Raw genomic sequence first — 12055 nt, 5'->3', positions numbered from 1 at the left:
TTACTTTATATAACTATATGCATTCACTGATGTACTGACCACGTAGAACGCAATCATCTGTCCAGTAGTATTTCCATTGAGCGAAACGTCCGGCTAAAATTATGCTACCTAATTTCTGTGGTTGCTTTAAATCCCAATCGGTCATGGGATACAAATCATCTTCCTCCCTTACAAGCCCAACGCTGCTTAACCAGTTTAAAACTTCCTGTTGAGCAGCTTCCCTTTTGTTGTCGAAAATTACGTTAGCCCAATTTATCCACTTGCTATGATATGAATCAATAGCATCACGGGATTTTATAAGTTTCATTGTCAACAATTCATCAAGTACTGCATCTTCTATAACCTTTATTGATTCTGTGTTTTTGTTATAATCGGAAAAATACACTTCAACTTGTATTCCGGTCTTGCCAGGTAAACCATTATTAGGAGCCAACAAATCAGTAAAATTAATTCTTGTTGAATACATTGCTTCATCATATACATAAATCCAATGGTTATCCACCGGTGGTTCATGATTAACAATAACGTTGACGATTAAAACCTGCGAGCATTTTAAGATGCTTGCTGACAACTTTATGTCCTCAGGAGCATCGCTATTTAAAATCATTTCTGGCAAAGGTAAAGTACTGACTAAGGTGTCAAACTCTTTATGCTCTCCGTCAGCAAAATCTATTCTTTTATCTGCAAATGAAATATACTGTACCTTTTTATTGTATTCAATTTTAACACCCTCTTCTACTTTTTTTATAAAAGAGTAAAAACCGCCATTTTGCGGATAACGTACCTTAGTTATATAATGCGTATGTTTTGAAATTGGAGCTAGAGCGCTTCCAACCATGTCCGAAATTTCAGGAAAGTATATTCTTTTGCCTATCCAGTCGGTAGTCAAATTCAGAGGATCCGTCGTCCAATATTTCTTAGTGTAACTTTTTGGAAATACTTTTGCAAACGTTTCTCCAAAAGCGTAATCAATCCACTCTTGATAATTTTGAGCATTTATATCGCTTTTGTTCGCTCTTACTTTTTGTACATCATCTATACATTGACTTCGCAAGGGTTCCGGGATGGCATACATGTTTGATTGTGCTGGATGTGGAATCCAATTACCCTCAAAATAGTTAGTTGGAGCAGTAGCATACTCTAAAAATTTCCCGTCACAATTAGCTTCAAAATACTCCTTAACATACTCATATTTGGTGAATGAAACGTGCGGTCCTTCATCCCATATGAAACCACCTACATTTTCACTATGAATATGACCGCCTCCATGAGACTTGCCTTCGAATATTTCAAATTCAATATTTTTTTTTCGTAGATGATCAGCAGTACTTAAACCACTTAAACCTGCTCCAAGTATTACAACCATAATTAATAGTAGGTATTTGTGATATAACTTTTCAAAGCAGTGCGCCAGTCACTCATTTGATTAATTTGGTGCAAATTAAGATTCATATTCTCCAAAGATTCGTTATCTGGCATATTTGCCTTACGTGGAAAAAGATTCGAATCAACACCTTTGATTTCATTGTTAAGCCCAAGCAGCTTAATTATTTCTGATACATAATCAAACCTGGTTGCACTACCCTCGTTTACTATGTTAAAAGTGCCCGCGTATTGTTTATTAAGCAAAAAGAATATTTGGTTGGCTAACTCCAATGTATAAGTAGGTGAACCCTTCTTATCAATAGCACTGTTTAAGACAGCCGTTTTTAAAGCTTCGTTACGCCTTGCTTCAACAAAGTTTTTACGATGCTCTTTAGAACCACCAAAAAGCCAACCGGTCCTAACAATTAAATAATCCTTACTATGTTCTTTGATTCGTTTTTCACCTTCAAGCTTCGTAAAATGGTGGTAATTTATAGGATTAGTACTGTCGAGTTCGTTGTATGGTGTTACCTTACCATTTCCATAAACACCACAACTACTTATGTAAACTATTTTGGCATTGTTTCGCGTGGAGGCAATGGCTAAATTTTGCGTACCAAGTACATTTATTTTTAATGCAGCTACGTGATCATCCTCACATAAATCAACATTGGTCATAGCTGCGCAATGTATTATTACATCTGGTTTGAAATTATTAACCCTATCCAAAATTTGCGAAAAGTCAGACAGGTCAATGTTCGATGAATTAAAATGTAAAATAGTATGGTTGTTTTGCTCTGCAATTTTTAGCAACTCTGTACCTAGAATGCCCGACGAACCGGTTAAAAATATCTTCATTAATAGCTTCTATTAGTCAAAGTTCCACTTATAAGGAATTGTAAGATCATATGGGTCAAGCCTGATGCTTTCTGAGGGCTCATGCTTTATATTTGCAATATTTAAAATAACGCTCTCTGATTCACTAATCGCAGAAAAGCCAAACCATATTCCCGGATTAATTACTAAACGTCCATAATTTTGGCGCGATAAGGTAAAATCCACAACTTTTCCGTACGTTTCACTATTTTCCCTATCATCAAAAAATACAAATTTTACTGCGCCATATGGCACAAATAAATTACATACCATTTGTGAATGTTTTTTCCAGGCTTTTGGGCTCTTGCTATCGGCCGTAGAAAAGTAACACTCACCAAATTGCTGCAAATCCTGATCAAGACCTTTAATTGCGTGCATTACGCTACCACCTGTGGTTACTATGGGTGCTAGTGGAGTGAAATATACACCAGAGATTATTTCTGTGCCCATAATATGCCTCTCTTATTTGCAATTTGTATATAAGCCTCTATCTGATTATTCGTATGAGTTAACATATCGGCAGATTTATTATTATAATACGTTTTATACCAGTTAGTGGTAAACTCAGCGGTCTCTATGAAATTAAGCGTTGGCTTCCAATTCATATCAAAAAGGGCCTTATCTATATTTAATTTTAAAAGACCTGCTTCAACAAAATCTGATGGTTCTACCTGTAGTATATTTTGTATGTCATTACTGCTCCAATTTACTGCAAGCTCGTTTATAAGATCTAATACAGTATGGTTCTGCTCAGCCGGCGGTCCAAAATTATAAGCCTCACCATTTATGCTGTTTTTGGTTGGCTGCGCAAGTAATTGCCCTGTTTGCAGGTATCCACTCAAAGGTTCAAGCACGTGTTGCCACGGCCTTGTAGCATAAGGACTTCTTATAATTACTTTTTCATTGTTTGCCCAAGCGCGGAAACAGTCTGGAACGATACGATTTGCTGCCCAATCACCACCGCCTATAACGTTTCCGGCTCTTACAGAGGCCATTTTAATATGATCGGTTTTCTTAAAATAAGAATGATAATAGGTTTTAATAACAAGCTCTGCCCCACCCTTAGATGCCGAATACGGATCTTTACCACCTAAGTAATCAGTTTCCTTGTAACCCCATATCCATTCAACGTTATCATAACATTTATCACTTGTAATCATAACAGCAATACAAGGATTATTTAGCAACCTTATGGCCTCCAAGATGTGGGCAGTGCCCATAATGTTAACTTCAAGCGCTTCAACTGGATTTAAATATGCTCTTTTTACTATTGGTTGAGCAGCTAAATGAAAAATAAAATCAGGTTTAATATCTCCTATTATAGATTTTATCTCTTCAAGATTTCTAATGTCAGCCAAATAAGAGGTGATTTGACTTTCAATTTGTGAAACTTCAAATAAGGATGGAGCAGCATAAATTTCGTCAGAAATTCCATATACATCAGCTCCCATAAGTTTAAGCCATAGACTTAGCCATCCACCTTTGAATCCAGTATGTCCTGTTACAAGTACTTTTTTACCTTGGTATATATTGTTAAACATATTTATAATTTTTTTACCAAATTTTCCACTTAGCTGTATTTGAATTCCACTCGGCTTCCAGTTCTTGCTTATCCCTCAAAGTATCCATAGGTTTCCAAAAACCGTCATGCTTATAAGTTTGCATTTGTCCTTGAGCCGCAATATTTTCCATTGGTTCACGCTCCCAAGTAGTTGCGTCGCCATCAATAAAATTAAACACTTCAGGTTGGCATACAAAAAAGCCCCCATTTACCCACGATCCGTCACCTTTAGGTTTTTCTAAAAATGAAAAGACCTCATTATTATCGCCGATGTTTAATGCACCAAAGCGGCCCGAAGGTTGTACAGCGGTAACCGTGCAATACTTCTCATGTGATTTATGATACTTGACCAACTCCGTAATATCAACATCACTAACGCCATCACCATATGTGAGCAAAAATGGTTCATCACCAATATGTCTTTGTATCCTTTTTATGCGTCCTCCGGTCATTGATTCATTCCCGGTATCTACCAAGGTAATCTTCCAAGGTTCCGCTTGCGAGTCGTGTACTTCTAAAGAATTATCTTTTAGATTGACAGTAACATCTGATTTGTGAAGAAAATAGTTGCTGAAATACTCTTTGACAACATAGCCTTTATAACCTAAACAAACAACAAAATCATTATAGCCATGAGCAGAATAAATTTTCATTATATGCCATAATATAGGCATGCCACCAATTTCAACCATTGGTTTGGGCTTTAAAGTTGTTTCTTCGGATAATCGAGTGCCAAGACCTCCAGCTAAAATCACTACTTTCATAAGGATACGATGTTGATTAATGTGTAAATTTCAATTTAGATAATAAAATTTCTTTTATATTATTTATATAATAATTGTTAGCGATAACGAACATGTATATTATATAGAATGTGGCGCATAAAGCTATTGTCAAAAAATTCTTCACCAAGTATTCTAACGCCATGCGATTAGCTAGGAATTGAATTATAAAAAAGCAAAGACTAGCAAACAAACTGTGATAAAGTATTTTTAAATCGAGCTTAAATTTGACATTTCTAACTGCTAGAATATATGTACTTGCAGTAACAATAATCTCTGTTATAACATTTGTAATTGCAGCTCCAAAATAGGAATAAAAATAGATAAGAACGAGGTTAAATGAAACACTTACAAGCATTCCAATTACAACGGCCTTTAACAATAACGATTCTTTATTTATTGAATTAAGAATTTGAATACCAAACAAATTATTTAAGCCAACCAGTACAACGTTAACAGCTAGTATGGAAATCAAAGGAGCGGCAGCGAGGAATTGGCTTCCAGCAAAAATACTAATTAGAAAATGCGATATTATGATTAATCCGATTGCAATTGGGAAACCAACAACACACAAAAATGTAAAAGATTTATTAATTAGCAATTGCATCTTAGACATGTCAGCTTCCTTATACGCTTGACTCATTTGCGTAATGGTAATTGTGCTTATTGCACTTATGAGAGTAAAAGGTATTTTAATTATACGCAGTGCAGTAGAATAATACCCAACAGCAGTGTTACCTTTCATGAAACCCAAAAAAATATTGTCCATCAAGGTATAGATACTTATAGCCAACGTAGAACTAAGAATCACAATAAGCGGCCTTATGTGCCTTTTTAATTCTCCAAGTGCTGAAAACTTAAATTTATAGAAACCAATTGTAAAAATATTGGCAACGGCGTTTAGTACATAACCACTCGCTAAAACTCCATAATAAATGTAAGTGCCTAAATGCTTGCTAAGCAATATGAACATTAAAACAATAGAGATAACTTTTACACTTATTGTGCGTACTGCAATAAATTTAAACTCATTTAAACCCTGAAAATACCATTCAAAAGAAAAAATATTTGAGAACATTATTATTATACCAATACCTACCAACGGTAACTGGGACCTTAAGGCAGGTATGGCTAACGCCATTAAAAAGTATATAATAGCATATAAAAGAGTGGATAATATATGAATAGTTAAAAGTTCCGTAAAAATTGCGCTTCGCGATGACTCGTCGTTATTACTTTTAGCTATTTCTCTAATACCGTACAGCGGTATGCCTAAAGCAGAAAATATAAGAAAATATTGAGTAAAGCTGTCCACAAAAGTTACGCTGCCAATACCCTCTGGTCCAAGAATTCTTGAAGCGTACGGAAAACTCACCAAAGGAAATAAAAACTGGCTTACAGAAAGTAATATGTTATAAAGTAAGTTTTTCTTAAACATTTAGTGATTCAAAAAAAGTTGGAATTTTTCAAGTAATACAGTCATTATTTGTTACGATTCCAAAACTTTAATTTTGACATAACGCCTTCCTCTTCAATACCATAACCATAAGCCTGCTTGTAAGAAGAATACCCAGTTTTATTCATTTTTACATCATTTATAATTATGTAAACTTTCTTTACCTTTTTATTAACGTACAAATCATCAACTATAGACAATTGAGATTTATATGTATATCGCTCTCGTGTTACATATAGAGTCAAATCAGCATGTCTTTCCAGCATTTGCGCATCTGTAACCAAGCCAATTGGAGCACAATCAATAATAACATAATCAAAATTGGCCCTTAAATAACTCATTAGTTCATCGAGTTTACGAGTTTCCAATAATTCGGCCGGATTAGGCGGTATAGGACCGGAAGATATCAGATAACAATTTGAGTTAAAACTTAAAGATTTTAGTAACTTTTTGTAATCGTATTTTTCGTCATCTGAAATTGCGTATTGTGTGTATCCATTATCTATTGTCAAACCTAAGCTTTCTGATAGTTTCGGCTTTCTTAAATCCATCTCCATGAATACTACCTTCTTTCCTGTTAACGCTAAGGCACTACCTATGTTAAGCGACAAAAATGACTTGCCCTCGCCGCTCATACTTGAAGTAAATAGTAAAACGTTTGACTTAGATGATTCGAGTATGAACTGCAAATTAGTACGTAAACTTCGAAATTGTTCTGATATAACAGACCTGGAATTCGATCCGGTTACCAAACTGTTTTTATCGCTGTTATGACCTATTTCAGCTAAGATTGGAACACTAGTCTCATGCTCAATGTCAATCTTTGATTCGATGCGTGTCTTGGTTAGAGATTTAATTATCAAGTAGAGTGACGGTAATAATACCCCTACAATAATACCAACTAACCATACAATACTTTTGCGGGGTTTAGATGGTTTAAATTCACTTTTGGCCGTATCAAGAATTCTTGCATTTGATAATGTAGAATTTTTCGAGATTGCAGTTTCTTCTCTCTTTTGCAGTAAGAAAAGATATAATTCCTGCTTTAAATTTTGTTGGCGTGCAAAATCAAGGTAGTTGCGTTCTTTATTAGGCAATTCCTTAATTTGACCTGTAAGATTTTGATTTTGTTTTTGTAATTGTTTCTTTCCTATTTGTAAGCTCTCTTTATAAGACGATATACTTTTGAGTATATTTATTCTAGCGTTATTAATTTGCTTATCAATGTTAAGCAATATCGGATTGTCGTCAGTAAGTGACAAAGTAGATCTATCTCTGTTTATTAATAACTCGTTGTAACTATTTATAGCGGCAGCTAACGCTTGGTCTGATGAGTTAACTAAAGAGCTAGGAATAATATTTTTATTTTTCGGATTACTTAAATTTCTCTCTAGGTCATTAATTATATTCAACTGTATGTCCTGTTCAGCTAGTTTGTCATAATATCCACTAGCACTAGTTACAAGACTTTTAGACTGTTCACTAATATTGGCTATTTTATTTTGTGATTTATAAATCTCAAATTGCTTTTCTATGTTATTTAACTCTTTTGAAACAAGATTTATCCTTGACTCGATGAAAGCAATAGTACTGTCAGCGATTTGTTTTTCGTTTTGTAAGTTAGATAAAAGGTATAACTGCATCAATTTATTGAGTATTGCCTCCCCTTTAGCCGGATGGTAATATTCAATACTTAAGTCAATTGTGGTAGCTTGTTTATCAGAAAGTTCTGCGCTTAAAATTTTTGAAAAGTCATCAACAGTTGCGTCAGTGGCTTGAATTTTCAACTTATACTGTTTTGCCAAAGGGAATCCGTTCCTCCTTTTAATTACTAAAGTATGTTGAGGCAAATTGATATTACGCCCAAACTCGCTGGTAATATCTATGTCTTCGTCACCGTTCGTAATTCTAACGCTAGTATTGCTTTGAACATCAATTACGTAAGTTCTTTCTAAAACAGTATCCACCTTCGAAATTACATTGATTATAAAAGGTGATTCGTTATATATCTCCCTGCTTTTTAAACCATCAACTAAGTAGGTCTTAACATTCAGTTGCATTGCAGCAACTGTTTTTTCCATCAATGTTCTTGATCTTAACACCTGAAGTTCGTTATCAGCACTGCTCTTGGGCGAGAATAGCGAACTGATACTTCCGTTCATACCGCCTCCCAAAACACTTTGAGAATTATCGCTATCATTATTAATAAGAATCTTACTTTTTATATGCCAAACAGGTGACGAATAACTAGCGTATAAAACAGCGATAGTAAAACATACTAATATGCATAAACAATAAAGTAACCAGTTACTTACGACCTTGTCAATAATGACTTTTAAGTCAAATGTTTCCTCTACCGGTGTATTCAAGTTTTGCGAAGTGTTATTTCGGTTTGAATCTGAACTTTGGTACATTCTTAATTATAGTTTGTTTGTACTTAATAAAATTGCCAGCACCGAAATTAATGAAGCACCAATAGCAGAAATTATAGATATATTACGGTTTTGAATAGCGTCAGACGATGCAATCTTTGATTTGCTTGGTTCAATATATAAGTAGTCGTTTTGACGAAGGTAGTAATATGGCGAATTCAAAATTTCACTTTTTGTTAAATCCAATTTGATCAACTTCCGGGTTCCATTTTCCTCTTGCCTTATTAAAACGATATTCTCACGTTTACCATAAATTGTTAAATCTCCAGCTAAACCCAAAGCATCTAAAATGTTAACTTTTTCATTAGATACAACATAGGTTCCAGGCTTAGCTACTTCACCTAAAATAGTTATTTTAAAATTGGCAAATCTTAAATTTACTGTAGGATCCTTGTAAAGCTTAGTAGCTTGATTTCGTATGACTTCCCGAGCTTGTTCCGTAGTTAAACCATTCACCTTAATTTTGCCCAGCACTGGTAACTCAATATACCCACTATGATCAACAAGATAGCCTGTAACTGTTTGACTTCCAGTACTACCAGTTGATGTGGCTCCTATTGCCGAATTTTGGATATTACCCATTGAAAGCACCTGAGTAGCATTGGGGTCTGCTGTTTGGATATTAATCGAAAGAATGTCGTCGGGTAATATTTGGGGATCTAAAAATTCTATGTTTTCTAAATTACTTACACCTTGAGTATCAGAAATATTACTAAAGTATTTAGTGTTTTTGATAGAAGAACAGGATGACACGGAAATTAGAAGCACTAATGTAAAATGCCACCTAAATTTGATGAACAAATTTTTTAAAAGCACAATAGAGGTATTAGTCATGTATTTTTCAAAAATAATGTGTTTTTTTTAATACTAACCCAATAAGGCTGTACTATATTTAGTGAACTTTTTAATTTAAATTGACTGGCTTTTCTTCAATGCTGAACCAATTACCTGATGCATATCATAATATTTGTATTCAGCTAAACGTCCTCCGAAAATAACGTTATTGTTATGTTGTGCTAGTGCTTCATATTTTTTATAAATTTCCATGTTATAAGCATCATTAATTGGATAATAAGGTTCCTTCTTTTGATTCCATTCCTCCGGAAACTCTTTTGTAATTATTGTTTTAGGCTGATTACCAAATTCAAAGTGCTTGTGTTCTATAATTCGGGTATAAGGTATATCGCGTTCAGTATAATTTACTACTGCGTTACCTTGATAGTTATCAGTATCTAGAACTTCATGTTCAAATTTTAAACTACGATACTGCAGCAAGCCATACTGATAATTGTAAAACTCATCAATTTTACCTGTGAACACAATTTTTTCGGCAATATTATTCCACTTCTCGCGGTCATCAAAATAATCGATATTCAGTTTGACTTCAATACCGTCTAATAAACCATTGATTAATTTATTATATCCGCCAACAGGTATACCCTGATATTTGTCATTAAAATAGTTATTATCATAAGTGAAGCGTACGGGCAATCTTTTAATTATGAATGAGGGAAGATCTTTTGCATCTCTTCCCCATTGCTTTTCTGTGTAGCCTTTAATTAACTTATAATAGATATCAGTACCTACTAGGAATATAGCTTGCTCTTCAAGATTCTTCGGATTAACAATACCAGACGCTTTTATTTGAGATTGAATAATTGCTCTAACTTCATTAGGCGTTGTAACTTTCCATAATTGATGAAAAGTGTTCATATTGAACGGCAAATTATACAGTTCATTTTTGAATATTGCCAGCGGACTGTTGGTATATCTATTAAATTCAACAAAAGAGTTTACATAGTCCCAAATGAATTTATCGTTAGTATGGAAAATATGTGCTCCATATTTATGAACATTGATGTTTTCAATATTTTCACAATAAACGTTTCCTCCAGAGTGGTCACGTTTGTCAATCACTAAACAGCGCTTACCTTTCTTTTTTGCTTCATGGGCAAACACGGCCCCATATATTCCAGATCCTACTATCAGATAATCGTATGGCTTGTTCATTCAATTGTTATATGGTGTAGACTAAGTATTATAAGAAACGATTACTTTATGTACTTAGGATGTTATTTATAATGTGGATTAAAGTGCTTATAATGAAATTATTTTATTCGTTACAATCTACTAGTTGTTGTACTTAATGGAAGAGCACCTTTGATATCATAAAGTACTGAATTTGACTGACGCTTTAATGCATTGATATCTAAAGTTAAAAATTGGCTATGTGCAACTGCCAAAACTATAGCGTCATACCTTTTACTTAATCCATCAATGTTGCGATATATCAATTGATTATACTCAAATTTAACTTCTGCAGGATCTGCCCAGGGGTCATATACATCACAAGTCGTATCATATTCTTCTAAAGTACGTATAATATCAATAACTCTTGTATTTCTTACGTCGGGGCAGTTCTCCTTAAATGTAAAACCCAATATCAGTATATCAGCATTCTTTACAGCAACGTTATTTTTGATCATCAACTTCACCACTTCCTGGGCCACATAAGTTCCCATACCGTCATTAATACGGCGGCCGGCTAAAATAATTTCGGGATGATATCCAACCTCCTGCGCCTTTTGTGCCAGGTAATATGGGTCAACACCGGTACAGTGCCCTCCTACTAATCCGGGTTTAAATTTGAGGAAGTTCCATTTGGTACCTGCGGCTTCCAATACGGCCTGCGTATCAATATTTAAGATATTGAATATTTTTGCAATTTCGTTTACAAAGGCAATGTTGATATCCCGTTGCGAATTTTCAATCACTTTACAAGCTTCAGCAACTTTAATACTGGGCGCCTTATGAGTGCCGGCATGCACTATCGTTTTGTAAAGTTGATCTACAAATTCGGCAACCTGCGGGGTTGATCCTGAGGTTACTTTAACAATGTTAGTAAGCGTATGTACCTTATCTCCCGGATTTATACGTTCAGGCGAATAACCAGCAAAAAAATCAATATTGAATTTTAAACCTGATGTTGACTCAAGTATTGGCACACAAACTTCCTCCGTGACTCCCGGATACACCGTTGATTCGTATACAACCAAGTCTCCCGGCTTTAAATATTTACCAACGGTCTCGCTTGCTTCCCTTATCAATCGTAAATCAGGGCGGTTGTGCTTATCCGTAGGCGTTGGTACGGCTACAACGTAAATATTGCTTTCGGCAAGACTGTCAGCCTTTGAAGTTACGTATAAGCCTTTCGTGTTAAGGTTATCGGTGATAACGGCTTTAAGTTGCTGGCCTTGTATCTCCTGGGTTTTGTCAAAACCACTTAACAACTCATTTACTCTGAATGCGGAATGATCAAAACCTGTAACAGGAAACTTGCTTGCAAATTCAACTGCTAAGGGTAAACCAACGTATCCTAAGCCAATAACAGCTATTAATACATTATCAAAATTGACCGATTTATATAAAGGCAGAGAATCGTTTTGTTCGTTCATTCTAACACAGGAGCACGTAAGGTAGATGTTGCAAATATAGAGCTATTTATTTACTACCTTAATTAATGCACGAAAAACATTGGTGATAAAAAAAGGTTTTTAGAAGAGAAACATTTTTTTGGCAGTTG

At 34.7% G+C, this 12055-nt stretch carries 10 protein-coding genes; all 10 read right to left on the bottom strand.

What is annotated here, in order from left to right; all coding sequences use genetic code 11:
• Positions 1 to 13: 13 nt before the first annotated feature.
• The 10 genes from GO816_RS08695 to GO816_RS08650 all read right to left on the bottom strand — a co-directional run bounded on the left by GO816_RS08695 (position 14) and on the right by GO816_RS08650 (position 11927).
• Positions 14 to 1366: a protoporphyrinogen/coproporphyrinogen oxidase gene (locus GO816_RS08695; protein ID WP_157541309.1), complete on the bottom strand. Its 1353-nt coding sequence runs from the start codon at positions 1364 to 1366 to the stop codon at positions 14 to 16.
• A gap of 2 nt (positions 1367 to 1368) precedes the next feature.
• A complete protein-coding gene (locus tag GO816_RS08690; RefSeq protein ID WP_157541306.1) occupies positions 1369 to 2223 on the bottom strand; it encodes an SDR family oxidoreductase in 855 nt (284 codons plus the stop codon).
• A gap of 12 nt (positions 2224 to 2235) precedes the next feature.
• Positions 2236 to 2691 (bottom strand): dTDP-4-dehydrorhamnose 3,5-epimerase family protein, encoded by a 456-nt coding sequence (locus tag GO816_RS08685; protein WP_157541303.1) that lies wholly within the window; start codon positions 2689 to 2691, stop codon positions 2236 to 2238.
• On the bottom strand, positions 2676 to 3782 hold the full coding sequence (gene rfbG, locus GO816_RS08680) for a CDP-glucose 4,6-dehydratase (protein WP_157541300.1): 1107 nt from the start codon (positions 3780 to 3782) through the stop codon (positions 2676 to 2678). Before rfbG ends, GO816_RS08685 begins: the two co-directional genes overlap by 16 nt.
• A gap of 13 nt (positions 3783 to 3795) precedes the next feature.
• On the bottom strand, positions 3796 to 4566 hold the full coding sequence (gene rfbF / locus GO816_RS08675; RefSeq protein ID WP_157541298.1) for a glucose-1-phosphate cytidylyltransferase: 771 nt from the start codon (positions 4564 to 4566) through the stop codon (positions 3796 to 3798).
• 16 nt (positions 4567 to 4582) lie between these two features.
• Positions 4583 to 6022 (bottom strand): flippase, encoded by a 1440-nt coding sequence (locus GO816_RS08670; protein ID WP_157541295.1) that lies wholly within the window; start codon positions 6020 to 6022, stop codon positions 4583 to 4585.
• A gap of 44 nt (positions 6023 to 6066) precedes the next feature.
• Positions 6067 to 8454 (bottom strand): GumC family protein, encoded by a 2388-nt coding sequence (locus GO816_RS08665; RefSeq protein WP_157541292.1) that lies wholly within the window; start codon positions 8452 to 8454, stop codon positions 6067 to 6069.
• A 6-nt stretch (positions 8455 to 8460) separates the two neighbouring features.
• On the bottom strand, positions 8461 to 9306 hold the full coding sequence (locus tag GO816_RS08660; protein ID WP_157541289.1) for a polysaccharide biosynthesis/export family protein: 846 nt from the start codon (positions 9304 to 9306) through the stop codon (positions 8461 to 8463).
• A 75-nt stretch (positions 9307 to 9381) separates the two neighbouring features.
• Positions 9382 to 10482, bottom strand: a complete 1101-nt coding sequence (gene glf / locus GO816_RS08655; protein ID WP_157541286.1) for a UDP-galactopyranose mutase — start codon at positions 10480 to 10482, stop codon at positions 9382 to 9384.
• 110 nt (positions 10483 to 10592) lie between these two features.
• Positions 10593 to 11927 (bottom strand): nucleotide sugar dehydrogenase, encoded by a 1335-nt coding sequence (locus tag GO816_RS08650; RefSeq protein ID WP_157541283.1) that lies wholly within the window; start codon positions 11925 to 11927, stop codon positions 10593 to 10595.
• Between the last annotated feature and the right edge of the window lie 128 nt (positions 11928 to 12055).

The sequence above is a fragment of the Mucilaginibacter aquatilis genome (genome assembly GCF_009755275.1).
Lineage (GTDB): Bacteria > Bacteroidota > Bacteroidia > Sphingobacteriales > Sphingobacteriaceae > Mucilaginibacter > Mucilaginibacter aquatilis.
This window is presented reverse-complemented; position numbering and strand designations above follow the sequence as displayed.